At 49.3% G+C, this 26,363-nt stretch carries 23 protein-coding genes and 1 pseudogene; 20 read left to right on the top strand and 4 right to left on the bottom strand.

Going from position 1 to position 26,363, the window contains the following annotated elements; all coding sequences use genetic code 11:
* Positions 1 to 135: 135 nt before the first annotated feature.
* A pseudogene (locus tag AWU77_RS21010) lies at positions 136 to 975 on the bottom strand (family 16 glycosylhydrolase); the annotation flags it as partial.
* A 551-nt stretch (positions 976 to 1,526) separates the two neighbouring features.
* Here AWU77_RS21010 and AWU77_RS09865 point away from each other — a divergent pair.
* Positions 1,527 to 2,723, top strand: coding sequence for an AraC family transcriptional regulator (locus tag AWU77_RS09865; protein WP_062062507.1), 1,197 nt, complete (start codon positions 1,527 to 1,529; stop codon positions 2,721 to 2,723).
* Between the two features lie 65 nt (positions 2,724 to 2,788).
* Here the strand turns inward: AWU77_RS09865 and AWU77_RS09860 are convergent, their stop codons facing one another.
* On the bottom strand, positions 2,789 to 4,594 hold the full coding sequence (locus AWU77_RS09860) for a carbohydrate-binding protein (RefSeq protein ID WP_062062504.1): 1,806 nt from the start codon (positions 4,592 to 4,594) through the stop codon (positions 2,789 to 2,791).
* A gap of 306 nt (positions 4,595 to 4,900) precedes the next feature.
* On the opposite strand from AWU77_RS09860, the gene rpsF reads away from it, so the two are divergent.
* The 7 genes from rpsF to AWU77_RS09825 all read left to right on the top strand — a co-directional run bounded on the left by rpsF (position 4,901) and on the right by AWU77_RS09825 (position 8,775).
* On the top strand, positions 4,901 to 5,338 hold the full coding sequence (gene rpsF / locus AWU77_RS09855) for a 30S ribosomal protein S6 (protein ID WP_062062501.1): 438 nt from the start codon (positions 4,901 to 4,903) through the stop codon (positions 5,336 to 5,338).
* A gap of 2 nt (positions 5,339 to 5,340) precedes the next feature.
* Complete coding sequence (rpsR, locus tag AWU77_RS09850; protein ID WP_012488562.1) at positions 5,341 to 5,568, top strand: 30S ribosomal protein S18; 228 nt, start codon at positions 5,341 to 5,343, stop codon at positions 5,566 to 5,568.
* Positions 5,569 to 5,580: 12 nt separating this feature from the next.
* On the top strand, positions 5,581 to 6,027 hold the full coding sequence (gene rplI / locus AWU77_RS09845) for a 50S ribosomal protein L9 (RefSeq protein WP_062062498.1): 447 nt from the start codon (positions 5,581 to 5,583) through the stop codon (positions 6,025 to 6,027).
* Positions 6,028 to 6,188: 161 nt separating this feature from the next.
* Positions 6,189 to 7,595, top strand: a complete 1,407-nt coding sequence (gene dnaB / locus AWU77_RS09840) for a replicative DNA helicase (protein WP_084618257.1) — start codon at positions 6,189 to 6,191, stop codon at positions 7,593 to 7,595.
* A 74-nt stretch (positions 7,596 to 7,669) separates the two neighbouring features.
* Complete coding sequence (locus tag AWU77_RS09835; RefSeq protein ID WP_062062495.1) at positions 7,670 to 7,879, top strand: AbrB/MazE/SpoVT family DNA-binding domain-containing protein; 210 nt, start codon at positions 7,670 to 7,672, stop codon at positions 7,877 to 7,879.
* Positions 7,879 to 8,256, top strand: a complete 378-nt coding sequence (locus tag AWU77_RS09830; protein ID WP_062062493.1) for a type II toxin-antitoxin system VapC family toxin — start codon at positions 7,879 to 7,881, stop codon at positions 8,254 to 8,256. The genes AWU77_RS09835 and AWU77_RS09830 overlap by 1 nt, the downstream gene beginning before the upstream one ends.
* A gap of 12 nt (positions 8,257 to 8,268) precedes the next feature.
* Complete coding sequence (locus tag AWU77_RS09825; RefSeq protein WP_062062490.1) at positions 8,269 to 8,775, top strand: MOSC domain-containing protein; 507 nt, start codon at positions 8,269 to 8,271, stop codon at positions 8,773 to 8,775.
* Here the strand turns inward: AWU77_RS09825 and AWU77_RS09820 are convergent.
* A complete protein-coding gene (locus AWU77_RS09820) occupies positions 8,772 to 9,038 on the bottom strand; it encodes a Txe/YoeB family addiction module toxin (protein WP_062062486.1) in 267 nt (88 codons plus the stop codon). The two genes, AWU77_RS09825 and AWU77_RS09820, sit on opposite strands and share 4 nt — an antisense overlap.
* Positions 9,031 to 9,285: a type II toxin-antitoxin system Phd/YefM family antitoxin gene (locus tag AWU77_RS09815; protein ID WP_062062483.1), complete on the bottom strand. Its 255-nt coding sequence runs from the start codon at positions 9,283 to 9,285 to the stop codon at positions 9,031 to 9,033. The genes AWU77_RS09820 and AWU77_RS09815 overlap by 8 nt, the downstream gene beginning before the upstream one ends.
* Positions 9,286 to 9,470: 185 nt before the next feature.
* On the opposite strand from AWU77_RS09815, the gene panC reads away from it, so the two are divergent.
* The 12 genes from panC (at position 9,471) to AWU77_RS09755 (ending at position 26,359) form a co-directional block, all read left to right on the top strand.
* Positions 9,471 to 10,322, top strand: coding sequence for a pantoate--beta-alanine ligase (gene panC / locus AWU77_RS09810; RefSeq protein WP_062062480.1), 852 nt, complete (start codon positions 9,471 to 9,473; stop codon positions 10,320 to 10,322).
* Between the two features lie 55 nt (positions 10,323 to 10,377).
* On the top strand, positions 10,378 to 10,758 hold the full coding sequence (gene panD / locus AWU77_RS09805) for an aspartate 1-decarboxylase (protein WP_062062477.1): 381 nt from the start codon (positions 10,378 to 10,380) through the stop codon (positions 10,756 to 10,758).
* A gap of 90 nt (positions 10,759 to 10,848) precedes the next feature.
* Positions 10,849 to 11,076: a hypothetical protein gene (locus AWU77_RS09800; RefSeq protein ID WP_062062474.1), complete on the top strand. Its 228-nt coding sequence runs from the start codon at positions 10,849 to 10,851 to the stop codon at positions 11,074 to 11,076.
* A 199-nt stretch (positions 11,077 to 11,275) separates the two neighbouring features.
* A complete protein-coding gene (gene acs, locus AWU77_RS09795; RefSeq protein ID WP_062062471.1) occupies positions 11,276 to 13,213 on the top strand; it encodes an acetate--CoA ligase in 1,938 nt (645 codons plus the stop codon).
* 240 nt (positions 13,214 to 13,453) lie between these two features.
* Positions 13,454 to 14,962 (top strand): DUF5050 domain-containing protein, encoded by a 1,509-nt coding sequence (locus tag AWU77_RS09790; RefSeq protein WP_062062468.1) that lies wholly within the window; start codon positions 13,454 to 13,456, stop codon positions 14,960 to 14,962.
* An 85-nt stretch (positions 14,963 to 15,047) separates the two neighbouring features.
* Positions 15,048 to 15,629, top strand: a complete 582-nt coding sequence (smrA, locus tag AWU77_RS09785; protein ID WP_062062465.1) for a DNA endonuclease SmrA — start codon at positions 15,048 to 15,050, stop codon at positions 15,627 to 15,629.
* 68 nt (positions 15,630 to 15,697) lie between these two features.
* Entirely contained in the window at positions 15,698 to 16,573 is an 876-nt protein-coding gene (locus AWU77_RS09780) for an alpha/beta hydrolase (RefSeq protein ID WP_062062460.1), read from the top strand.
* 435 nt (positions 16,574 to 17,008) lie between these two features.
* Positions 17,009 to 17,446 carry a YjfI family protein gene (locus AWU77_RS09775; protein WP_238582367.1) on the top strand — a complete coding sequence of 146 codons (438 nt, stop codon included), beginning with the start codon at positions 17,009 to 17,011 and terminating at the stop codon, positions 17,444 to 17,446.
* Positions 17,447 to 17,491: 45 nt separating this feature from the next.
* Complete coding sequence (locus AWU77_RS09770) at positions 17,492 to 18,187, top strand: PspA/IM30 family protein (RefSeq protein WP_062062455.1); 696 nt, start codon at positions 17,492 to 17,494, stop codon at positions 18,185 to 18,187.
* A 42-nt stretch (positions 18,188 to 18,229) separates the two neighbouring features.
* The gene (locus AWU77_RS09765; RefSeq protein ID WP_062062452.1) at positions 18,230 to 18,898 is read left to right on the top strand and encodes an OB-fold-containig protein; all 669 of its coding nucleotides are present in this window, start codon (positions 18,230 to 18,232) and stop codon (positions 18,896 to 18,898) included.
* A 38-nt stretch (positions 18,899 to 18,936) separates the two neighbouring features.
* Complete coding sequence (locus AWU77_RS09760; RefSeq protein ID WP_084618255.1) at positions 18,937 to 20,928, top strand: hypothetical protein; 1,992 nt, start codon at positions 18,937 to 18,939, stop codon at positions 20,926 to 20,928.
* A 106-nt stretch (positions 20,929 to 21,034) separates the two neighbouring features.
* A complete protein-coding gene (locus tag AWU77_RS09755) occupies positions 21,035 to 26,359 on the top strand; it encodes a DNA repair ATPase (protein ID WP_062062449.1) in 5,325 nt (1,774 codons plus the stop codon).
* Positions 26,360 to 26,363 lie beyond the last annotated feature (4 nt).

Genomic DNA, 26,363 nt, shown 5'->3' with positions numbered 1-26,363 from the left:
CGCTGGGTTGTTAACAATCGCGCCTGCACCCATAGCCACGCCGTTTTGCAGGTGAGTAAGCCCTAACCCGCTTTCATAACTGGCGAGAGTTTGAGTGCGGCCTTGTTCGATAGTTACTGGTTTGCTCACGGTTTTGAGGCTGCAACCGGAGTTGAAGGTTGCGCTGAAATTGCCGGAGCGCGCTGTGTTGCCAATAGCGGCAACAATCTCCCGCGTACCCTGGCCGGATACTATGGTCACCCCCGCAGGCACCGACCAGTTGTAACTGGCAGTGGTTGGGCCATCGACACGGTACTTTTTGTAGTTTTCACCGCGATAGACATAGGTATCGCCTTCCACCGACCAGCTGGCATCGTTTTTGTAAACGGCCACATAGTCTACTTGCATCAGCTGTTCAGCCGCTTCGCTACCGTTGGGGTTACCTGCCAGAGAGCCGCCCATCGCCAAGTTCAAAATCACGTGGAAGGGGCGATTGTAGAAAGAGTTCCAGTTGGAGCGGACGGGTGATGGGCCGTCGAGTTTGCTGCGTGAGCTGGTGATTTTGGGTACGCCATCAATCGACCAGACCATGCGGTCTTCGTACCATTCAACCGCGTAGGTGTGGAAATCGGTTTTGGTGCGACCCGCTTCGGGGGCGATCAGGTTGTCGGGATTCGGCCAGCCGGTGTTGCCGTTGTAGGGCCAATAGGCGCCGTAGTGCAAGGTGCCGAGTATATCTTCGCTGGTATTCACGGTTTCAAGGATGTCGATCTCACCGCCCTGCGGCCAGCCGTGGGAATCGCGCTGCTGTTCGCTGGTCAGCATCCAAAACGCTGGCCAGGTGCCGGAAGCGCTGGGTACTTTGATGCGCGCTTCGATTTTGCCGTAGGTCCAATCCTGCGCGTTTTTGGTACGCAGGCGGGCAGAGGTCCAGCTTTTGCCATCATAGGCTTCGCGGATCGCCTTGATATTCAGCAAGCCGCCGCTGACCCACATATTCTGTGGTCGGTCGGTGTAGTACTGGAGCTCACCATTGCCACCGCCATCGCCATTTACCTCCAGCGACCAGTTATTGCGGTCAAGGGTTGTGCCGTTAAAGTCGTCTTTCCAGATTTGATTCCAGCCGCAGGTTTGCGCTTGCGCAGCTTGAGTCAACAAGAATCCCGATGAAATCAGTGCAAGGGGAAGCAGGCCAGATTTGGCGAGTTTTTTCATTTTTGCCTCTCGTATCGTTATTGTTAGCATTTTTGTTTTTTAGATCTGCGGTGTCAGTCCACCGCATGGAGGCTACTATTTCATCTGGGCGGGTAAGTATTCCTCCTGTTTTTTGCGGTTTGTATAAAACTGAGAAGCCCCACTTAGCGAAATCGCAAAGTGGGACAGGTCGTGCGGTGGTGATTGCGGCGATAATTCACCCCTCAGCAGGATGCTGCCACCTCTGCATACGGGAGTGACGGAGGTTTAATTGGGGAGTTGTCATCCCCGCGTGCGGGGATCCATGGGTTGTGCAACCTAATTAGATTGAGACATGCCGGAGCAAAAGAATAATGAAAAGCTTGTTGTTGAATCTGCATGAGGTGGTTATCGTCCTGACCATTCTGGAAACTCTGCTGCTCTGTATTGCCCTGGGGATCTTGCCCGGCGGGAGAAAACAGCCGCGGCGGCTGTTACAGATTTTTTTCCTGTTGGTGGTGGGTACGCTCAGCACTACCTTGATCATCTGGAACACCAGCTTCCAAGCTATGGCGATTGCCAATTACCCAGTGATTCCGGCGTTACTATCAGCGTGCCTGCTACTGCAGGGGCCGGTGTTGTTCTTTTATCTAGGCTCCCTATCACAAGAAATCGACTTGCGGCACTGGCGCCATGGCATTCATCTGCTGCCCGCCGTGCTGGCGGTGGGGGTGACCTTTGCCTATGACTTGAGTATCTATGACTGGTTGCCCTGGCATTGGGCGTCGCTCTCAGGGGGCGATCGCGCGGCGCTGGCATTTGTCTGGTTTTTGGTGAAATGCTCACCGCTCATCTACGTGTTCGCCTGTTTCTACACCGAATATCGGCTGCGCAAACAGCTCCAGCAAATGTATTCCACTATTTCCGAGCGCGAGTTGCGTCTGGCCGACTTGGTGTTGGGGGGCTTTTTTATCCACTGGCTCTGGTCATTTATCGCCTACTTTTTAGGCGGCTATGTAAGTGGCGAGACCAACGATCTGCTCGGTATCATCAATAACTACTTAACGGTGCTGTTGATTAATGCCCTGTTTTTGTTCGGCTGGCGCAATACGCGCGAGCTGGTGCAGCAGGATTTGGTGGCAATAACTGAACCTGAAAAAGATCGTTTGCAGGAAATCCCTCAGGTGGATGACAAGTTGCAGGCGGTGGAGCGGGGTATTGGCGAATTGCGCTTGCATCTGGAAAGCCAGATTAATCTGGAGCGGTTTGCCGATCAGATCGGGGTAAAAGCGCGCGAGTTATCAACCATTATCAATACTCACTATCAGCAAAATTTTTTCGAGTTCATCAATAGCCAGCGGGTCGAGGAGGCCAAGCGCCTATTGGCTTCGCCGGAGTGCGCAGGTGATACGGTGCTGGACATACTCTACAAGTCCGGCTTTAACAGCCAATCGGCGTTTCACCGGTTTTTTAAACGAATGGTGGGTATGACGCCCTCGGAATATCGAAAACAAGCCATCGATTTAAAACGAGAGTCGTCATCCCCGCTTGCGGGGATCCATAGGTCTTAATCAACAGTCGATAAAAAGGCCGCCCGGAGGCGGCCAAAGTCTTCACTTACTGGATTCTGTTGCTATTAATTCGCCTTGCTGATGCGAATCCAATTCAGGTTCCAGCCGCCGCCGTTGGCTTTGATACCAAATTTGTGGCTGCCTGCGCTCAGGGTGACTGTGTGTTTGATTGTCACCCAGGTTTGCCAGCCGCCCGTCGCGGGGATGGTGATAGTGCCATAGACCGGTGCGCCACCTGCCTCTTCAAAGGCAAGGCTGCCGCCACCGTTTGGGCTGGCCACGCGATACTCAATCTCATAGCTGCCATTGCTGGGGATATTCACCGGTGTACCGGCGTAAGAGAGCCAATCGCCGGCATCGATCCAGCCCACATTCAAACCGCCACCGGTATCGCTGGTCGCTTCGGTTTGAATGCCGCTCATCGCGCTAAAAGACTCTGCTTGCAAGGTGGCGATGGGGGTCGGGCTGGGAGTGGTACCGGTGCTTTCAATCTTCAGCCAGTTCACATTAAAACCGCCGGTAATCGCCGAGAGTGCGATCAGCTGCTCGCCTGCAGGCAGCACCACATTGTGCGAAATGGTCTGCCAGGTTTGCCAGCCGCCGGTGCCCGGGATGTTGATGTTGCTATAAACCGGGCTACCACCGGCTTTCTCCAGCTGCATCTGCCCGCCGCCTGCCTGTGCGGCAACACGGTAACTGACTTTATAAGTGCCAGCAGTGGGGATATTGACTGAATAAGTCATCCAGTCGCCGCTATCGATATAGCCCACATTTTGGCCGCCGCCTGCATCGCTGGTCGCCTCGGTTTTCACGCCGGACATTTGGCACCAGGCTTCGGCTTGAATGGTGGTGCCGAGTCCAACACTAGTGCAGGGTGGTGTTGGATCGACCGGGTCGCTAGTGCGTGGCCAGTTGCGAATGATGTCTTTGGCAAACGCGCCCGAGGCGGTCAGTTGTGAACTTGGCCAACCGCCGCTGGCACTTGCGCCTGAAACCAACGCAGATGAACCCTCGGGTTTATCATTCAGCGCCCAGTTGGCGTGGCTGATGTTGTTGCGCTTCATAAAATCGACCCAGGCGTTGGTCTCACCGTAGTTAACACCGCCATCGCCATTGGCATTCACTGAACCCCACTCAGTTACAAAGATCGCGGCATTGTTATTGAGCGCAGTCTGGGCAAAATCGCGGATCGCTTGGCCATGGTCGCCAGCGTAGAAGTGCAATGTGTAAGCAATATTTTTACCGGCGATAGGGTCGCGTGACGCTTCGTCTACCCGCTGTGACCAGGTGCGAGTGCCGACAATAATCAGGTTGTCCGGATCAATCGCGCGGATCGCATTCACCACTTGCTGCGCATAGGGCTTGATGACTCCGCTCCAGGAGGCGTTATCCAGCGGCTCGTTGTAGATCTCGTAAATCACATGATTGCGATTGCCGTAGGTGCGCGCCATTTCCTGAAAGAAGGCGATGGATTGGCTGGTGTATTTCTCGGCGTGGTGAGTGTGCCAGTCAATGATCACATACATATCGTTAGCTATAGCTGCGTCTACCACAGCTTTAACTTTGGCTTTGTTGGCGACCGGGTCTTGCAGATAGCCGCCGCCCTCATCGACCCCCATTGCCGCGCGAACCAGGGTCGAGCCCCAATCGTTTTTCAGCCAGCGAACCACATCGGCGTTGTAGTATTTTTCCCCACCCCAGCCGTTGTTGCTCCAAAACAGGCTGTTGCCGGCAAAGCTAGCCGGTTGGCCGCCGGCGAGAATCTTGTTGCCATTGACCGAAAGTGGAGCGACATCGGCCTGCGCTGTGACTGCTAGCTGGCAGCAGAGCAAGGTGCCCAAAAGGGTTTTTGCCAGAGAGTAATTATTCATTATTGTGTTCCCGTTGTTGTGTTGACGAATTAATTTGACCTGCAAGAGCGGGTCACCTTCATTCAACGGGTATCAGGCGGCGCTTTCCACTCACTTTAGGCAAGTGCCTGAAGTGGCAATCGTATAAAGTGACGCTCACTTTTTATCCTTGCATCTACTGGGGTGAGTCCGTACAATTCCGCACCCCAAACCAGCCGGGGGGAATGGGTCTGCATTTTGTGCAGATCAGAAAACTGGCTACTCCTTGTCTCACTGCCTCTTTATTAACTGAAAAGGCGGGAGACTTTAACCCGTAAGGAGCTATAAATGCGTCATTACGAAATCGTTTTTCTGGTTCACCCAGACCAAAGCGAACAAGTTCCAGCAATGGTTGAGCGTTACAGCGCTTCTATCAAAAACGATGGTGGTCAAGTTCACCGTCTGGAAGACTGGGGCCGTCGCCAATTAGCCTACTCAATCAACAAAGTTCACAAAGCTCACTACATCATGATGAATGTAGAGTGCTCTGACGCGGTGTTGGAAGAGTTGACCACCAACTTCCGTTATAACGACGCCGTTTTGCGCAGCATGGTTCTGCGTGAAGATGCTGCTATCACTGAAGAATCATTCATCATGAAGGCTGAGAAAGAAGGCCGCGAGCGCAAGGCACGTCCACCACGTACCGAACGTCGTGATGACGCAGAAGATCTGTCTGATGAAGACGGCGCTGATGCAGATGATTTTGAAGAAGAGCAGGAGGTATAACCATGGCCCGTTTTTTCCGTCGTCGCAAATTCTGCCGTTTTACCGCTGAAGGCACCAAGCGTATCGATTACAAAGATATCGAAACCCTGAAAGCCTACATCACTGAAACTGGCAAGATCGTTCCAAGCCGTATCACTGGCACCAAAGCGAAATACCAACGTCAGTTGGCTACTGCTATCAAGCGTGCTCGTTACCTGGCTTTGATTCCATACACTGACAGCCACGAGTAAGGGGTAATAGAGATGGAAGTTATTCTGCTCGATAAAGTAGGTAAATTAGGCGCTATCGGTGACAAGGTTACCGTTAAGTCTGGCTATGGCCGTAACTACCTGTTGCCACAAGGCAAGGCTGTTGCTGCTACTGCTAAAAACATCGCTGACTTCGAAGTTCGTCGCGCTGGTTTGGAAGCTGCTGCAGCTGCCAAAATCGCTGAAGCGACTGCGCGCGCTGAGAAGCTAGCCGCGTTGGAAGTAACTATCGCTGCCAAAGCCGGTGACGAAGGCCGTTTGTTCGGTTCTATCGGTACTCGCGACATCGCTGAAGCAATCACTGCTGCTGGCGTTGAAGTTGCCAAGTCAGAAGTTCGCTTGCCACAAGGTGTTCTGCGTGAAATCGGTCAATATGAGATCGATGTTCAGCTGCACTCTGAAGTGATCCAAGCTGTTAAATTGGCTGTTGTTCCAGAGTAATTCTTTGGCGCACAGTTCTGCGAGTCGGCTTCTGCTGACAAGCAAGATGAAATCGGGCACTATCGACACCCCTTTCGGGGTTTAGAAGTGCCCGATTTTTTTTGCACGCAATTCGATCAATATCGATTAGATAAATAACTACGCAAGTGTTTTAACGACCTATGCCTGAATCCAGTTTCGAATCATCCAGTTTTGAGGATCGCCTCGCGAGCGAGCTATCCAACCACAGCGCCTTGCCGCACTCGGTGGAAGCCGAGCAATCGGTATTGGGCGGGTTAATGCTCGATAACAATCGCCTGGATGCGGTGCTGGAAGTCATCTCTGAGGCAGACTTTTTCCGCGAAGATCACAAGCTTATCTTCCGCATGATGATCGAGCTGCAAGAAGCCGGTCAGCCGCTCGATGTCATCACCCTCTCCGAAGAATTACACAAACACGATGAATTAGAGCGTATTGGCGGTTTGGGTTATCTGGTCGAGATGGCCAACAATACCCCGAGTGCCGCGAATATCGCCGCTTACGCTAAAATTGTGCGCGAGCGTTCAACCCTGCGCCAACTGATTGGTGCAGCGCAAGAAATTAGCAAGTCGAGTATGAATCCCGCCGGTCTGGATTCAGACGATCTGCTCCAGCTGGCCGAAAAGCGCGTTGCGGAAATCGCCGAAGATCGCCCCAAAGAGGGCGGTTTGGTCGGTGTAAACGACTTACTCAAACAAACCGTACAGCGCATTGACGAACTGTTTCGCTCGGGTAGCGATATCACCGGTGTGCCCTCGGGTATTACCGATCTGGATCAGCGCACCTCTGGCTGGCAGCCGGGGGAATTAATCATTCTCGCCGCGCGTCCATCGATGGGAAAAACCGCGCTGGCGCTCAACTTTGTGGAAGGCGCGCTATTTAATCAGCCCAAACCGGTGCTGGTATTCAGTATGGAAATGCCCTCGGCAGCGCTGGTGATGCGGATGATGTCCTCCATTGGCCGTATCGATCAGGGCAAGATGCGCAACGGCAAACTCACCGAAGAGGATTGGCCCAAGCTCTCCTCCGCTGTTGCCAAAATGAAAGACAAGCTGCTGTTTATCGACGATACCGGCGGTTTGAATCCACAGGAAATGCGCGCCCGTATCCGCCGCATCGCCCGCGAACACGGCAACCCCGGCATGATCATGGTGGACTATTTGCAGCTGATGACCGTTGCCGGTGGCGGTGAGGGTCGTACCCAAGAGATTTCCGAAATCTCGCGCTCGCTCAAGGGTATCGCCAAAGAATTTGAATGCCCGATGATCGCGCTCTCACAGCTCAACCGCGGCGTGGAGCAGCGCCCCAACAAACGCCCAATGAACTCGGACTTGCGTGAATCCGGCGCCATCGAGCAGGACGCCGACGTAATCCTGTTCATCTACCGCGACGAGTACTACAACGAAGACAGCCCCGACAAAGGAATGGCCGAATTGATCATCGGTAAACAGCGTAACGGCGAAATCGGCACCTGTCGCGCCGCGTTTGTGGGCAAATACACCCGTTTTGATAACCTCGCGCCTGAGTATTTCCAGCAGGATCAGTATTAGCCGACTTGCTTGCTAATTGACCAAGAGCTATTTATATTCTTACTAATGTTAGATCGATCTGTCGGGAGTAAGAAATGGCAACCGCAACCTTATCCAGCAAATACCAAATATCCATCCCCCAGCAGGTGCGTGAAGAGCAGCATTGGCAGAGTGGGCAGGAGTTTGTATTTATCCCCAAAGGCAAAGGGGTGTTGATTATGCCGGTGCCGGAATTGTCCGAATTGGCGGGCATTGCCAAAGGCGCGAGCGCAGAAAACTACCGCGACCGCGAGGATCGCTATTGATGCCTGTACTGGTGGATACCTCGGTTTGGATTGAGTGGCTCATCGGCGGCGATTTGCGCCAGGCATTAACAGGGCTATTTCCTGCGCAAGAGCATTGTTTGGTGCCTACTATAGTTCAGCTTGAGTTGAGCAAGTGGTTGTTGCGCGAGTGCGATGAGAATATTGCCGACACCGTGATTGCCTATACCCAAAAATGCCAAGTACTGGCTCTGGATACTGAAACCGCCTTGCTCGCGGCGGAAATGCATCGACAGCACAAACTGGCAACAGCTGACGCTATTGTCTATGCGAGCGCCCAGCGTGCCGGTGCGCGTTTGCTCACTTGTGATGCCCATTTCAAATCCCTTTCCGGCGTAGATTATCTCGCCAAATCTTAATGAGTTCCCGCAATGAACACTCAAGCCCGCCTGCTCGATAAACTTTGCGCCAATATCGCTCCGGGAAAACTGGAATGGATTGGTTTGCGTTCGGAACGACGTGGCGAAGTAGTGGTTGTCGAGCAAGCGGAAGCAGTGGTTGATCTAGGTTTGGTGGGTGATCACCGCATGAAAAAATCGCCCGGTTCGGCGCGCCAAGTCACGCTGATCAGCCGTGAATACATCCAACAGATTTGCCAGCACACTGGTCTTCCGTCTATTGACCCGCGTCTGCTGCGCCGTAATCTTGTTATCTCCGGTATGAATATGAATTTGCTGCGCTACCAGCGGCTGCAAATTGGTGAAGTGATTATCGAAACCAATGCCCTTTGCCACCCTTGTTCACGCATGGATGAAAACCTCGGCGCCGGCGGCACTGCCGCAATGTTTGGTTATGGCGGCTTGTGCGCCAAAGTTATTCAGGGCGGGGTGATGCGGGTCGGGGATGCGGTAATCCGGCTCGCGCTGCAAGAATCTTAGAGTTTGTAGTGGTAGCGGCAGGCGATCACGGTTAAATAGCTGTCATCAACGGCGTAAACCAAGCGATTGCTATCATCAATCCGGCGCGACCAAAAACCGGTTAGGTTTTCTTTTAGTGGCTCGGGTTTGCCAATGCCTTCAAAAGGGTCGCGTTGTGCTTCTTTGATCAGTTGGTTGATTCGTTTTAGCGTTTTGCGATCCTGTCCCTGCCAGTAGAGATAGTCGCTCCAAGCTGCATCCGTCCATGCAAGCAGTCTAGTCATCTACCAAGTCCTTCACTGTTGTTTTCCCTGCTCGATATTGTTCAATCGATCTGGCCAAGTGCGCGGCGTTTTCAGGTGAGCGCAGTAAGTACACGGTTTCCATCAAGCTGTTGTAGTAATCGAGTGACATGACAACGGCATCGCCTGCGTCACGGCGAGTGATAATGGTGCAATCGGCATCATTAGCGACTTTATCCAACACACTTTTCAGATTGTTTCTGGCTTCGCTAAAGGTGGTGACGTTCATGGCGCTTACCTGTTGTCTTGTTTGTTGTACAAGTTTATGGTGTTAACTGTGGTTGTGCAATTAATTGTACATGTTGATTTTATTGTTGGTTGTTTTTTGCCCGAAAAATATACTTCTCAATCCTGAGCGTGTATTATCGCGCGCCCGAATCCGGGCCTGGTTGATGGCTAGTTTGAGGCATGAGTATGCAGGTTTTTCACCATATCCAATCCCTTCGTGAAGCCTTGGCTGCCGAGCGCAAAGCCGGTAAGCGCATAGGGTTTGTGCCGACCATGGGCAACTTGCACTGCGCCCATATCGAGCTGGTGAAAATCGCCCAGCGCAACTGCGATGTGGTAGTCACCAGTATTTTCGTCAACCCGCTGCAATTTGGTTTGAATGAAGATTGGGACAAATACCCGCGCACCCTCGCCGCCGATTCGGCCAAGCTGGATGCGGTAGGTTGTAATTACCTGTTTTGCCCAGATGAAAAAGAAATCTACCCTAACGGTATGGCCGAGCAGACCCGTGTGATAGTGCCGACCATGACCGATGTGCTCTGCGGTGCGAGTCGCCCCGGTCACTTTGAGGGCGTGACAACCGTAGTCACCAAGTTGTTTAATATTGTGCAGCCGGATGAAGCGGTATTTGGGATCAAGGATTTCCAACAGCTGGCGGTGATTCGCCGGATGGTGGAAGACTTGTGTATTCCGGTTAAAATTACCGCCGGTGAAATTTTCCGCGAAACTGACGGTTTGGCGATGAGTTCGCGCAATGGCTTCATCACTGCCGATGAGCGTCCGAAAGTAGCAGTACTCAACCGCAGTTTGAATGCGGTAAAACAGGCGATAGCTGATGGTCGCCGCGATTTTTTAGTGCTGGTGAGCGAGGCGCAGGCGCAAATTGAAGCGGCTGGGTTTCGCGTGGACTACATCAGTATTTGCAATAGCCGCACACTGGAAATGGCGGCGCACGATGATCGGGAGATCACTATACTCGGCGCCATGTATACGCAAGGCGCGCGGTTAATTGACAACGTTTCTGTAGTTCTAGGCTAGGGGTGCTGGGTTAGTTTTTCTAGCGACTACACAAGTGATTCCCCCGGAGGATTCCATGCTTTCACATATGCTTAAAGCAAAATTACACATGGCCAAGGTAACCCAAGCTGAGCTCTGGTACGACGGCTCCTGCGCTATAGATGCAGATTTGGTTGCGCTGGCTGGTATGCGCGAGTTCGAGCAAATCGACATTTATAACGTCAACAACGGCGAGCGTTTTCACACCTACATTATTCTGGCTGAGCCGGGTTCAGGTACTTTTTCAATGAATGGTGCCGCTGCACGTAAGGTGGCAGTGGGCGATCGCGTGATCATCGCTACTTACGGTCACTTTACCGAAGCAGAACTGATCAACCACAAGCCCAAACTCGTATATCTGAATGAAGACAACAGCGTGAATCGCACAACGAATACGATTCCTATGCAGGTTGCGTAATTAACTGAGTAACTTGCGGGATGAGTTGATGTCTAAAAAGGTCGCTGAGCGGCCTTTTTTTATGGCTTTTAATTGTTTAAGGAGTGGTTTATGCCTGGTAAAACTGACGAAATTCTCAAGCGTTATGAGGCGTTAAATAATATTGACGGCGCCGAAGAAGCTGAAAAAGAACATACCCTGCAAGAAAATGCCAAAGAGCGGGCGCTGCACCCCGATCATATCAATGCGGGTACCGCTTATGATTGGGAAGATATGGATGCTTACGCAAAAGAGCTTGAGCGTTTGGATCGCGAGGGGCCGGGCATCAAAAAGAAGTAATCGATAATTTCTTGTTTGTGCGACTTGCCGGTGCAACATTTACACTTTTTGCACTCATTTGGACAACGTTGTCATTGAGCTTTTAAGGTTAACCCTGCTAAGCTTGACCTCAGTTCAGAGCGTGGATGTTGCGCGTCACCAATTTCATCCGTCGCTACCCTCTCCATCAATAACAAGATAACGGCAGTGAGATAAAACCATGTCAGAAGTACACCTGTATCCGGTTCCTGAAAGCTTCAAGTCCAACGCGGCGATCAATCTGGCGCGCTATAAGGAGATGTACGACCAATCGATCAATGCCCCCGATGTGTTTTGGGCGGAGCAGGCCAATACTTTCCTGACCTGGCAGCAACCCTGGTCGCAAGTGACTAAAAGTGATTTGCGCAAAGGCGAAGTGAATTGGTTTGTTGGCGGTAAATTGAACGTCAGTGTTAACTGTATTGACCGTCATTTGCCGGCACGCGCAAACCAAACTGCGATTATCTGGGAAGGTGATGATCCTTCTGAAGACCAATTTATTACCTATCAAGAGTTGCACGACCAAGTTTGTCGTCTCGCCAATGCATTGCGCGAACGCGGCGTAAAAAAGGGTGATCGCGTCTGTATCTATATGCCGATGATCCCCGAAGCTGCCTATGCCATGCTCGCCTGTACCCGTATCGGTGCGATTCACTCAATCGTATTTGGTGGTTTCTCGCCGGAAGCTTTAAAAGACCGTATTCAAGATGCTGAATGCCAAGTTGTAATCACCTCCGATGAAGGTCTGCGTGGCGGCAAGCGTGTCCCGCTCAAAAAGAATGCGGATGTCGCTCTCGCCCAGTGCCCCGGCGTACACACTTGTATAGTAGTTAAACGCACCGGCGGCGATGTGGCTTGGGATGAAAAACGCGATTTCTGGTACGAAGATTTAGTCGAGCGTCAGGCTAATGAATGTGAACCGGAAGTAATGGATTCCGAAGATCCACTCTTTATCCTCTACACCTCCGGCTCGACCGGCAAACCTAAAGGTGTATTGCACACAACTGGTGGGTATCTGTTGCAAGCAGCGATGACCCATAAATACGTATTTGATTATCAAGAAGGTGATATCTACTGGTGCACCGCCGATGTGGGCTGGGTAACTGGTCACAGTTATATCGTTTACGGTCCGCTTACTAACGGCGCGACTACCTTGATGTTTGAAGGTGTGCCGACTTATCCCGATGCTTCCCGTTGCTGGCAAGTGATCGACAAACACGGCGTAAACAGCTTCTACACCGCGCCCACTGCGATTCGCGCCTTGATGGGAGCGGGCAACGACTACGTTAGCAAAACCTCGCGCGCTAGTTTGAAAATTCTCGGCAGCGTGGGCGAGCCCATCAATCCGGAAGCCTGGGAATGGTATTACCGTGTGGTCGGCGACAGCCGCTGCCCGATTATGGATACCTGGTGGCAAACCGAAACCGGCGCGCACATGCTCACCCCATTGCCCGGTGCGATTGACCTCAAACCCGGCTCGGCCACAGTTCCTTTCTTTGGTATACAGCCAGTATTACTGGATGCAGAAGGCAAAGAAGTGCTGGGTGCGGGCGAGGGTAACCTCTGCATTAAAGCCGCGTGGCCAAGCCAGATTCGCACCGTTTACGGCGATCACCAGCGCTGTATCGACACCTACTACAGCACCTATCCCGGCTATTACTTCACCGGCGACGGCGCCCGCCGCGATGCCGATGGCTACTACTGGATTACCGGCCGTGTGGACGATGTAATCAACGTATCCGGTCACCGCATGGGCACTGCAGAAGTCGAAAGCGCTTTGGTGCTGCACGACAAGGTTGCTGAAGCGGCTGTTGTTGGCTACCCGCACGATATCAAAGGTCAGGGTATTTACGCTTATGTGACCCTCATGGCAGGCGAGCAACCTAGCGAAGAACTGAAAAAAGAATTGCTGGCGTTGGTGGTAAAAGAGATTGGTGCAATTGCGCGCCCCGATGTTATCCAATGGGCGCCGGGATTACCGAAAACCCGCTCAGGCAAAATTATGCGTCGTATCTTGCGCAAAATTGCGGCTAACGAACTGGACTCACTGGGCGATACCTCAACGCTCGCAGATCCAGCGGTGGTAAATGAGTTGATTGAGAATCGCGCGAACAAATAGACGCGTGAATAAATAATCCCATGCTGTTGTAAAGGCAGCAGATACTCCTCTAAAAGGATGCAAGAAATTGCATCCTTTTTTGTGGTTTTTTATCAGTAAGCGCGCTATTAAGTTCATGAAATTCCCATCAACAAAAAAGATACTTTTAGGTAAAAATCGGTAAAAGCTTTCTCTTGTGATGGCAAAGTGGAGCAGTATCTACAAGCCAAAAGGCGAATATTTTCCACTGAGGGGATAGTGATGATAAGAATAGCTAAACGATGGGTGATTGTTCTGCTCGGCTTTTTGCCTCCTTTGTTTGCCCATGCAGAATCCATCGGCCAATTTTCCGCTAGCCGTGATATAGGTGCGGTCAAACATAAAGGCTCTGCGCTTTATGATTCGGCCTTGCAGCAATACCGCATAAGTGGTTCAGGAAAAAATATCTGGCTGGGCGAAGATGAGTTGCATTACGCCTACACCCAATTGACGGGTGATTTTATTCTTCGCGCCCATGTTGCATTTGAGGGGGCGGGTGTTGATCCGCATCGAAAAGTCGGTTGGAATTTGCGCACGAGCCTTGATACTGGCTCGCCCAATGTGCATGCAACAGTGCACGGTGATGGTCTAACCTCTTTGCAATTTCGTGCTCAGGCTGGCGGTGAAACACAAGAGTACCCGATGGCAATAAAAGCTCCCGATGTGATTCAGTTAGAGCGCCGGGGTGATGTTTACATTATGAGTGCGGCAAAAATGGGGCAGCCGTTTCAGGTGACCTCTGTATCGCATATTAAACTCGGTGAAAAAATTTATGCCGGGCTTAGCTTGTGTGCACACAATCCTGATGTGGTGGAAACGGCGGTTTTCTCTAATGTAAGAATTATTCTTCCTGCCGCAAAAGATTTTCAGCCCTATAAAGATTACATCGGTAGTAATCTGGAAATTATGGATATGAAAACTAAAAATCGGCGCATTGTGTATCGCTCGCCCGATTCAATTCAGGCACCCAATTGGACGCAGGATGGCAAAACGCTTATTTATAATTCCAAAGGTTTATTGTTTAATTTTGATATCAAGCGCGGCAAAAGCTCGGTGCTGGAGTCAGGTTTTGCGAACAACAATAACAACGATCATGTGCTTTCCTGGAGCGGTAAATTAATTGGGATTAGTCATCATGTCGCCGAGGAAAATAATCACTCGACAATTTATACCTTGCCAATAACCGGCTCCAAAAAGCCGACGCGAATTACTGCCAAGGGTGTGGGGCATTCCTATTTGCACGGTTTTTCACCCGATGACAAATCGCTCATATTCACCGGCGAACGCAAAGGTAAATACGATATTTATCGAGTTGATATTGAAACCGGCAAAGAAACACAATTAACGGATACGGCGACGCTGGATGATGGTTCGGAATACAGCCCCAGTGGCAAATATATCTACTTCAATTCCAATCGCACCGGCATGATGCAGCTGTGGCGCATGCACGCCGATGGCAGTAATCAACAGCAACTTACGTTTGATAATCACAACAATTGGTTTCCGCACATTTCACCTGACGGCAAAAAAATTGTTTTTCTAAGTTATATGGATGATATAGATCCAGGCGATCATCCATTTTATCGTCATGTCTATTTGCGTGAAATGCCAGCAGAGGGAGGTGAGCCGGAGATCATCGCCTACGTATACGGTGGGCAGGGCACAATCAATGTGCCCAGTTGGTCGCCAGATGGTTCCCAAATTGCATTTGTGAGCAATACCCGTTTATAAAGTGTTCGGGGGAGAATTTCGGGCTACCAGTTAGCTGTCAAATCCTGCACAATTCGACCCCCGATACTAGCTTTACGCCTTTGTTATGACTGAGAAAAATACCGACGCCGATTTATTCCTTCAGCAGATGAAGGATGTAAAACCCATTAAGGTCGAAGAAAAAGTCGTCCTCGCTTCGCCGCATAAAGATAAAACCAGTGTGGAAACTCGCCGTAAAGCCGCAACAGCGGAATTGGAGAAAGATAAAAACTTTCTCTCTGGTGAATATGTTGAGCCGCTGGATCCGCTCGCGGTAATTGAGTTTAAGCGCGATGGTGTGCAGCACGGGGTCTACCGCAGTTTGCGCATGGGTAAATACCAAATTGATGCGCGTCTCGATTTGCACAATATGACTGTCGAGCAGGCGCGCACAGCTGTATTTCAGTTCATTAAAGATTGTATGACCCATGATATTCGCTGTGCCTTGATTACCCACGGCAAAGGCGAAGGGCGCGCGCAACCGGCGCAGCTAAAAAGTTGCATCGCCCATTGGTTGCCCCAGCTAAATGAAGTCATGGCTTTTCATTCAGCGCAAAAGCGTCACGGCTGGCTCGGCGCAACCTATGTTTTATTGCGTAAAAGTGAAAAGAAAAAATTGGAAACATGGGAAATGCACAATAAACCCTGATCGAAGAGTTGGGGTAATAAAACAGGTCAAGCACACCATCGAACGATAAATTTAACAAAGAGGTGTACATGTACAAAAAATATTTATTTGCACTTGTTGTTTTGTTGGGGTTGGCGGCTTCTGCTGTTGCCCAGCAAACCAATAAACAGTTTGTTCTAAGTAATACCGAAATTATCCCCATTCATTCAAAAATCACCGGGCGTGATCACGAATTGGTGGTGGTTTATCCCTCCAGCTACAAAACCAATCCCGATAAAAAATACCCTGTGCTTTATTATCTTGATGCTTATTGGGATACGCCTTTGCTGGTTTCGACATACGGCAACCTGCAGTACGACAATCTGGTGCCTGAATTTATTATGGTCGGATTGTCTTATCCCTCATCTGCAGATTACGGCAATGAGCGGCGGACTGATTACACCTTCACTGCGATGGATGAAAAATCGGGCAAGGCAAATTTATTTTTAAATTTTATTCAGCATGAAGTTGCACCATTAATTGAAACCCAATATCGCGGCGAAAAAAACAATCGAATAATTGCCGGAAATTCTTTAGGGGGATTATTTACTATTACAGCTGCTTACCAAGCGCCGAATTTTTTTGCCGGTTTTATCGCCCTGAGCCCGGCGGTGGAGTGGGATAAACAAGCATTGATTAAGTTAGATAAGGCTTACGCTAAAAAACATAAAGCTTTAAATGGGCGTATGTTTATCTCCTATGGCAGCACTGAATACCCCGCCTTTCGCGACCCTATTATTCAATTCCAAAAGCAACTGGCTGGACGTAAATATCAAGGTTTGGCTTTGTTGAACTACGCAATGGAAGGGCTCGATCACACAGGTGTTAAGGGAGATGGCTATGTGCGCGGCCTAATCTGGGTATGGAAAACCCAAAAGCCTGCCGGGCCCAGTGGGCTGGAGCGGGATATGACCGCTGCTAAGTAGTATGGCTATGGCGCCTCTGCATCTGGCTGGAGTCCCGGCGAAGAGGCTGCTTCTATTTGCTGCTTAGATTATTTCCTCATTAGCGACATCTGATTTTCCGGTTTCTTGTGTCTTTTGCCTCCTTTTTTTCATCTTTAATGATAAAAAATCTATATTAATCAGTGGCTTAACTAAATTTCTCTATTCATTAATTTATTACATGTAATATTTGATTTATTACATGTAATAAATTAATGTTGGCTCATGGAAAAGAAATCATCAGCACATTATCAGCGTGAATATCGCAATCGTTTGCGGGAGCAGGGCCTGGTTAAAAAAGAGGTCTGGATCCTTCCGGAGAATGCGCGGCGCCTTGCACTTCTCGAATTGGAGTTGCGCGTGTCTGCAAAACAGCTTGTTACCAGTGGGTTATTGCCAGCTAAAGGAGAAAGTCGAATGACAGATGTAGTTAACCGTTGGACCACCACCAGCCTCTACGACGCACTGGCCAAGGCAGATATGTTTGCCTCCAAGCGCGCCGATCTGGAGCTGATTGATGGTGTGTCACCCGCTTTGCATATAGTCATGTACGAGTATGGCGATTTGCCGCTCTTTCTGACTGTGTCGGGCGAGCAAATTGTGGTTGAAGCCATGCTGTGGTCGGTAACCGAGGTAAACAATCCGGCACTGTTTAACGAGACGGTATTGCGCACACACAAGTATTTCCCGCTCTCCAATATCAGTCTCGACAAAATGGATGGTGATGATTGTTATCACATGTTTGGTGCGCTGAGTTCTGCATCGAGCTTGCATGATGTGATGCTGGAAATCGAGATGCTCGCATCAAATGTTATTCAGGCGACTGAAGCCTACAGTGAATTTTTAATTAGCTAACGGATGCTGCAATAACAGCTCCGCAACCAACAAAGGTGAATCACTATGAATATCTGGGCAAAAATGATTACTGCCTTGCGCGGTGGTGTAAATGAAGCGGGTGAAGCAGTGGTGGATAGTCAGGCGCTGCGCATTTTGGATCAAGAAGTGCGCGATGCTGGCGAAGAATTAAAACGCTCCAAAGACAGTCTTGCCGAAATCATGGCGCGCCAAAAGTTGGCCGAAGAAAAATGCAAACAACTGCAGAAGTCGATTGAAGAGCATGAAGGTTATGTTGTAAAAGCACTTGAAAAAGGCGATGAAAAACTTGCCCATGAAGTAGCTGAACATATCGCCGGCTTTGAAAATAGTTTGGCGATGGAGCAGGAGTCGGCGAAAAATTTTGCGCAAAGTGTCGATAAGTTGCGCACCGCGATCAATGTTGCCGAAAAAAATATTAAGCGCTTGAAGCAGCAAGTGGATACGGTTAAAGCAACTGAAAATGTGCTTAAAGCGCAGGTGGCAGTAGCCGAACGCCACAGCGGCTCCGATTCCAAAATGCGCACCGCGATGGAATCCCTGGAGCGCATTAAAGAACGTCAAGCGTTAAAAGATGCGCAAATCAAAGCCGCCGGTGAAATGGCACAAACTACGGGTGATGAATCGCTAAAATCAAAACTCGAAGCCGCTGGCATTGGCACCAATGGTTCATCGGCAGATGATATTTTGGCTCGCATTAAAAACAAGAAGGCCCCCGAGTGAGCTCGGGGTCTTACCTACTAACCTCAGTTCGGGCGATAAAGGATGAATGATTTTCTATTAACAATAGTCAGCTTCCCGACGGTGTTTTTCACCCTGTTGTTAGGCGTTATGGTGCTCTACTGGCTGTGCGCAGCTTTCGGGTTGGTTGATATTGAAGTGTTGGATATGGATTTGCCCGATGTAGATGGGCAGGTGCATGCCCATGCAGAGCATACCTTCGCAGAAACCTTTGCGGGAATTTTGTTGCGCTTGGGGCTCAATGGTGTGCCGGTCACTATCATCATTACCTTTATTGCGCTGATTGGTTGGTTAATTAGTTATTACCTCAGTTATTTCGAGTGGTCTTTATTGGGTTATAACTGGGTGCGATATGTTGCCGGTATTCCGATCATTATTGTTTCACTGTATCTTGCCATTCTGGCAACTGCGCAACTGATAAAACCATTGCGAAAATTCTTTGCAAAAGCGGATCAGTTTGTGGAAAAGAAAATTCTTGGGCAGGTTGCCATAGTGCGCTCCTCCAAGGTGGATGCAAGTTCAGGTGAAGCTAACTTTGACGATGGCGGTGCAGGTTTGATTGTGAAAGTGCGCGCCTTGGGCGAGCAGCATTTTATGCGTGGCGATAGAGTGGTTTTGCTGGAGTATCTGGCAGAGCAGCATGTTTATCGTGTCATATCAGAAAATGAATTTCTGGGTAAAACCAGCGAATAATGAATTAAAAATTTAATTGGGCAAAAGGAGTAAACACCATGTTTGATGCTGCAATGGCGACACCGGTTCTGGCGGTTATTGGAATCTCTTTTCTTGTTCTGCTTGGCTTGGCAGGACTATTTAATGCGTTCTACTACAAGGTCGCGCAGGGCACGGCATTGATTGTGAACGATATGAGCTCAACACCAAAAGTACATTTCACCGGTGCTTTAGTCTGGCCAATCATTCACAAAAAAGAATTAATGAATATCTCCCTCATCACCTTGGAGGTAGATCGTCGCGGTCGCGATGGTTTGATCTGTAAAGACAATCTGCGCGCGGACATTACCGTTGCCTTTTATTTGCGAGTAAATGAAACCCCGCAAGATGTGTTGCGTGTAGCCAAAGCAATTGGTGCTGAGCGCGCGTCAGATAAAGATGCGGTTGAGCTTTTGTTTGCGGCAAAATTTTCCGAGGCGTTAAAAACCGTTGGTAAACAAATTGAATTTATTCAGTTGTTTGAAAACCGTTTGGAGTTCCGCGAGAAGATCATTCAGGTAATTGGTGATGATCTCAACGGTTATGTGCTGGAAGATGTGGCGATTGACTATATCGAGCAAACACCCAAATCGTCGCTTGATCCAAACAATATTCTCGATGCAGAAGGTATTAAAAAGATTACCGAGTTGACCGCCGCGCAGAATGTTCGTACCAATATTTTGGAGCGCGACGAAGAATTGGCAATCAAAAAGAAGAATGTAGAAACTACCGAAGCTATGCTGGCACTTGAGCGCCAGCAGGCGGATGCAGAGGCGCGCCAAAAGCGTGAAATTGCAACCATTCAGGCGCGCGAAGAAGCTGAAACCAAAAAGGTGCAGGAAGAAGAGCGCCGCAAGTATGAGCAGACTGCGATTCAGGTAGCACAGGATCTCGCTGTGCAAACCGAAAACCAACAACGTGAAATTGATGTTGCTGCGCAGAATCGTCTGCGCGCAGTCGCCATTGAAGAGGAAAAAGTAACGCGCGCGCGGGAGCTGGAAATTGTATCGCGCAAGCGTGAAGTAGAGCTGCAAACTATTGAGGCAGAAAAAGCGATTGAAGTGCAGAAAAAAGAAATCGCCAATGTAATTCGCGAGCGTGTGGTGGTGGATAAAACCGTTGCCATTGAAGAGGAGCGTATTAAAGAAGTGCGCGAAGTTTCCGATGCGGATCGCAAAAAACAAGTGCAAGTATTGGCTGCTGAAGCGACCGCTGAAGAAATTAAAGTGAAACAAGTTAAAGCGGCCGAGGCGGAAGAGTTATCGTCTAAACACAAGGCTTCAGAAATTATGACCTTGGCGCAAGCGAAACTGGAAGCATCGTCGAAAGAAGCCGAAGCCATGAAAAAAATGGCCGAAGGTATTCAAGCCGAGCGCGCGGCGCCCGGCCTTGCCGATGCCAAGGTACAAGAAGCAAAAGCGGGCGCCTTGGAGAAAGAAGGTTTTGCGGAAGCTAGCGTAATTCGCGCGAAAGGTGCAGCGCAGGCAGATGCTGGTAAAGCTGAGGCAGAAGTTATTACGGCGAAGGGTGCGGCAGAAGCAGAAGTTATCGCCACCAAAGGTACATCAGAAGCCGGTGCGAAAAAAGAAATTGGTTTGGCGGGTGCAGATGTTACACGCGAACAATTCAAAGCCGAAGCAGATGGTTTGGTAGAGAAATTCGATGCAATGAATGCCATGAGCGATAAGGCACGTGAGCATGAAGAGTTCCGTATGAGTCTGGAGACTGCATTAAAAGAAACCTTGGCCGGTATCGCTGCGGGCAAAGAAATCGCGAAAGAAAATGCAGAAATTTTGGCGATTGCTTTGCAAAAAGCCCATATCGATATTGTCGGCGGCGAAGCGCAATTCTTCGATAACTTCGCCAAATCCTTATCGATTGGCAAAGCCATCGATGGCCTCGCTAGTAAAAGCGGTGTGATTCAAGCGGTGTTGGATCGATTTGTAAACAAGGCGCCAGTGGCTACAGCACCTGCGAAAGAAAAGGCGGAAGACGTGGAAGTAGTCGGTTAATTAACTCCTTAAAGTCTACACCCTCCCCAATCCTTCCCTTTTAAGAGGGGAGGAGGGGAAGGGGTGAGAGGGGGTTCTGTTGACGTTTTATAAAAAGGAACAATCCATGTCGCAAGCCAATGAAGTTGCGCAAGCTGCTGAAAACATTGTTGATGCTGCCGTTGCAGAAGGCGGCGCTTACGAAATCATCCGCAAGCGCTTGTTAGATCAAGGCCAAACCCTAAACGCCAAAGTGCGTGAATTAAACGAAGCACGTCTGGCTGAGTTTGGTAGTTCAGCAATGAATGTGGTCGCGCGCGTACGAGTGCGCACGGAAAACAATTGTATTCCACGCGATATTGTTCAGGTTGGCGAGCACTTGCTGTTTGGTTACAACGTGTTTATTGGTTTGAAAAAAGAAACCAAAATTGAAGACGTATTTTCGCTGTTTGCCAAAAAAACAACCGAGTCGGGCGTTGAACTGGAATCAGTCGCTTTCGCCGGTACCTTTCTTGCGGAACAAAGTTTTGTTAATGACTTTGATGAGCTGTATCGCTATTACAAAGACACCCGCTTGGTTGAACTGGCTGTAAACAACGGGAAGCTACTTGCCGGTTTTCAAATAGGTGAGCGCCTCGACGATTTACGCGTATTTCGCTGGTCAATTTCTCCTGACGGTAAAACCGTTAAATACATTGATAATCGCGGTGAGCGCGATATTCAATTACCTCCTGCTTTTGATTTTGAATGGATTGCCGCAACCCGCGAGGATGCGGTACACGGTCGTCATCCCCATTTAAATATTCTGGATAAAGTCTTTGTTGAAACTGTCGGCGGTGATCTAACCATCAAGGTTGAAAATAATACTGAAGATGGTTTGGGTATTTACCGCGAAGCGGTGGAGGATAAAACCCAATCCCTTGACGATGCCAGTGTGTTTTATGCTGCTGTTGGCAATTTGGTATTGCTGAGAATTCGCCCCTACCGCGAAGAACAGTGGCGCCATCTGATTTTTAACGCGCTGACCCAAAGTGTATTGCGCATCGATACCATTGGCCAATCTTGCGTGCAGTTGCCGGAAAACCACGGTATTATTTTTCCCGGCGGCTATTATTTAAATACTGGTGAATATAAAACTTTCGAGGAAGATAACAGCGCCTTTCGCTTTAAGCGCATGATTCGTTCGCCCAATGGCGAAGATGTGCTTTATGTATTTTATGAGCCACAAGACGGTGTAATTTCCCTGCTGGCATACAATCTGATTGAAAAGAAACTGCAAAATCCCATTTACGGCAATGGCTATGCATTGGCCGACAATGGCGAGATTGTTATTTTTTCCGCCGAGTTGGAACCCACTCGCGTGCATCCTATGCAGTTGTGGGAAACTCCCTATGTAAGCGCTGAATTTGCCAGCAAAGCGCCCGCACGGCAAAACTTTTACGGCCGCATCGGCAACAATGAATTGGTGCGCGGCATTTCTGATTTTTACAGTATTACGCGTGTTATCAACAACCAATCGGTCAGTGTGCGTTTATACGAAGAACTAAGTCTGTCGGCCAAAAAAGTATTCGATACCTATTATTGGTTGAGTGAAAACGAAACCCAAGCGATTGCTGCAGTACTAAAGGAGATATCAACTACCGCTGAGTTGGTGATCGATGAATTTGAAAAGGTTGAATCGATTCGCCAGCAATCTGCCAAGGCAATGGCAGATGCCGATCAAGAGCAGGAGTTAATATTACAATCCCTGCGCCCGGAGAATTGGGAATCCGCTGAAGAGTATGTGGATGCGCTCAGCCGTGTGCGCAAACAGCGCGGACATCTCGCAACTATTAAGGAGTTGCGTTATATCGATCAGGCTCGTATCGCTGTGCTTGATCAGCAGCTCATGGATGCCAATACCACGCTCAGTGAAGCGACGGTTACATATCTCGCCGATGAAAAAGCACTGACTCCTTATCTGACCAAGCTGGATGATTTGAATGCGCAGGTTGATAAAGCGGAGACCAATGCAGCCATCACGCCAATCATTGAGGTGATTGAGAAAACTGCAACAGGTTTGGACTTGCTGTCCGAATTAATGGGCACGCTCAAAGTAGATGATGCAACACTGCGCACGAGTATAGTGGATGCCATCTCCGAAGTGTACGCTAAGCTCAACCAAAGCCGTGCTAACGCTAAACACAAACAAAAGAATTTTGGCTCGGCAGAAGCTGTTGCGCAATTTGGTGCGCAGTTTAAATTGTTTTCACAGAGTATTTCCCATGCCTTGGGGCTTTCCACTACACCGGAAAAGTGTGATGAACAGTTGTCTAAATCGCTGGTGCGACTAGAAGAGCTGGAAGGGCAGTTCAGCGAGTATGATCAATTTCTCGCGGATATTATGGCCAAGCGCGAAGAAATTTATGAAAGCTTTCAGGAGCATAAACAGCGCCTGTTAGATGAGCGGCAGAAAAAAGCGCAAAGCATTACCGATGCTGCAGCGCGTATTCTCGCCAGCATTGAAAAACGTTCGCTGAGTATCACCAGCGCAGAGGAGTTAAATACCTATTTTGCTTCCGATGCGCTGGTGTTAAAAGTGGGCGATTTACTCGCGCAATTAAAAGCGCTGGATAACGCAGTCAAAGCCGATGATATAGATGCGCGTTTTAAAGCAATTCGCGGCCAAGCGCTGCGGGCACTGCGCGATAAAACCGATATATTTGAAGAGGGCGGTAATGTAATCAAGCTCGGCCCGCGCCATAAATTCAGCGTGAATACACAAGAGCTTGATTTAACTATTATCCCCCGCGAAGGCGAATTAAATTTCCATCTCACCGGAACCAATTATTACGCGGCAGTCAATAATGCCGAGTTGCTGCAATTAAAAGATTATTGGAGCATGGCGCAAGAGTCGGAAACGGCCAATGTCTATCGCGCCGAATATCTCGCGGCGTTAATTTTAGATGCAGCCGAACATCACACGGCGGGCCTATCACCCGATGTGTTGCGTGAAGCCTTGGTGGATGATGAAAAACTCGGCAAAATCGTGCGCGAGTTTGCTGCGCCGCGCTACAAAGAAGCCTATCAAAAAGGGATTCATGATCAGGATGCGGTATTAATTCTAAAAGAGTTAATACCCGCGTTGGATCGCGCCGATCTATTAAAGTTTGATCCGCTCTCCCGTGCATTGGCGCAAGTGTTTTGGGCAAACTTGAAAGAATTTGCGATTAAATCCAAATCGCAAGGTGCATCGCTTTCATTTGAAACCTGGAAAGACCGCGCGGTATCGGCAAAACATATGCAGCGTCTATTTGCCAGTATGGATGCGTTGCAAATGTTGGTTGAAGAGGTAGTAGAGACCTTTGCCGAATTTATTCAACGCCACCCCATCGCCGTGAGCGATTTGGAGGTGCGTCGTGCAGCAGAATATTTAGTGGAAGAGCTGGCGCGGGAGCGGTTGGAATTTATTACCAGTAAATATGCTGTGCAGTTGGTGGAGACATTTAAACAATCGCTCGATGACGAAACCCTGCGTCACTATCAAGAAGTCGCCGCTAAAATGCAGGGCTGGCCTGCAGAGCGCTGGAATTTAACCAGCGCATGGCTGCAAGCCTTAGTTAAAGATCAGCAGTTGGATTTGCTCGCGCGTTATATTCCCGAAGCGGTAGCGCTATTGAAAACCGATCAGCGTCTGGATCGCCGTTTTACCGAAGTGGAAGTTGAGCTGCGGGTTCAGGGGTTAATGGGCGATCATCCGTCAATTCAAAATCGTACCCTAGCGTTTTCGTTGGACTCATTTGTGCTGCGGCTCGCGCATCATCGTCATGTGGTGGTTCCGCAATATCAGCGCTATCTGCAGGTTCGTCAACAAATCGTTGAGCAAGAGCGATACAGTTTGCGCTTGAATGAATTCAAAGCAAAACCACTGAGTTCATTTGTGCGCAACCGTTTGATCAATGAATCTTACTTGCCGTTGATTGGCGATAACCTCGCAAAACAAATGGGTTCGCTCGGCGCTACAAAACGTACCGATTTGATGGGTATGTTGATGATGATCTCGCCACCGGGTTACGGTAAAACCACCTTGATGGAATACGTGGCGAATCGTTTGGGTTTGATTTTTATGAAAATCAATTGCCCATCACTCGGTCACGATGTGCTGTCGCTTGACCCGGAGCAAGCGCCCAATGCTACTGCCAAACAGGAAATGATCAAACTCAATCTCGCGTTGGAGATGGGCAATAACGTCATGCTGTATCTCGACGATATTCAACATACCAACGCCGAATTTTTGCAAAAATTTATTTCGCTGTGCGATGGCACGCGCCGCATTGAAGGTGTATGGCAAGGTAAAACGAAAACCTACGATATGCGCGGTAAAAAATTCTGCGTGTGTATGGCGGGTAACCCTTATACCGAATCAGGTGAAGCATTTAAGGTGCCTGATATGCTTGCCAACCGCGCCGATATTTATAATCTCGGCGATATTCTCGGTGGTATGGAAGAACAGTTTGCCTTGAGTTATATCGAAAACGCGCTGACATCTAACGCAGTGTTGGCACCGCTTGCGCTGCGCGACATGCAGGACGTATACAAATTTGTCGCTATGGCCAAAGGTGAAGAGGTGGCGACTACCGATTTAAGTCATCAATACTCAGGTGCGGAAATTAGTGAAATTGTTGGGGTAATGAAAAAGCTATTTGCGATCCAGCATGTGGTTTTAAAAATTAATCAGCAATATATCGCCTCCGCCGCACAGGACGATAAATACCGCCTGGAGCCGTCGTTCAAATTGCAAGGCAGTTATCGCAATATGAATAAGATGGCGGAAAAAGTGTCGTCGGTAATGAACGATGCGGAATTAATGCAAATGATCGCCGACCATTATCTGGGTGAGGCGCAAATGCTCACCACCGGCGCAGAGAGCAATTTGCTCAAGTTGGCGGAGCTGCGCGGTAATATGACGGACGAACAAAAAATACGCTGGGAGCAAATCAAAAAAGATTTCCTGCGCAACAAAGCCATGGGCGGCGATTCCGCTGACACAGGTGCAAAAGTCGTAGTACAACTTGCGGATATGGTTGAAGGTATTAATAAACTAACACTGGTCGCAAGCAGTAAACCGGTTGCCGATAGTGGCGCGGCTAATCGTGAACTGATTGATGCAATTACCGCATCGGCCAATAAGCTGGAGCATTCTCTTGCCCCTGTTGCACCGAAGGTGGAGGTAATTAACCAACCGCTCCCCGGGTTGGATAAAGTATTGCGTGTACTTGCTGATACTCTCGAAACTTCGCTGGTGCCATTGGTGCGCAATATGGATAAAAAGCTGGATATAGATTTGCGCAATCACGAAAAAATCGAGCAGGTATCACAGCAGTTAAAACAACTGGAAGCTGAACTATTTTCCAAAAAGGTAAAGCCCGCCGTGCCTAAAACGGATGTGGCAAAGCCCGATACTCCGCAGTAATTAT

The sequence above is a fragment of the Cellvibrio sp. OA-2007 genome (assembly GCF_000953825.1).
Taxonomy (GTDB): Bacteria; Pseudomonadota; Gammaproteobacteria; order Pseudomonadales; family Cellvibrionaceae; genus Cellvibrio.
Note: the sequence above shows the minus strand (reverse complement) of the source record. Positions and strands in the feature narration are given on the sequence as shown.